The following is a 370-nucleotide window of genomic DNA, read 5'->3' as shown; positions in this document are numbered from 1 at the left end:
ACACGGTCTCGCCGTCGGTGATCGCGAAGGCCATCGGGTCGTCGGCGCTGTATCCGTCCGCGTAGACCGTCTCGCCGAGGAACGTGCAGGTGACCTCGACCTGGAACGGGCCGTACTCGATCGGCTGCCCCTCGGCGTCGACCGCGTCGGAGGTCACCGACTTTGACACCTCCAGACCCGCCAGGTCGAAGGTGTTGTCGATGGTGACGGCGACGGGTTCGGTGGAGTCGCCGACGGTGACGATTCCGTCGGTGGGGTCGATGCTCACGTCGGTGGCGCCGCCGGTGTCGGTCTCGGTGACCTGGCATTCGGCGCCGGGAGGCAGCGCTTCGTAGGTGGTGGTCGAGGTGGTGGGGTCGTCGGTGATCTG

The 370-nt window shown here is 67.8% G+C and carries 1 protein-coding gene; it reads right to left on the bottom strand.

Translation table 11 applies throughout. The features are described from left to right. Positions 1–370, bottom strand: a 370-nt coding sequence (locus KOL93_RS16000) for a DUF5979 domain-containing protein (RefSeq protein ID WP_221586423.1), incomplete at both ends; no start/stop codon positions are given.

The sequence above is a fragment of the Microbacterium salitolerans genome, from assembly GCF_019720895.1.
Taxonomy (GTDB): Bacteria; Actinomycetota; Actinomycetes; order Actinomycetales; family Microbacteriaceae; genus Microbacterium.
This window is presented reverse-complemented; position numbering and strand designations above follow the sequence as displayed.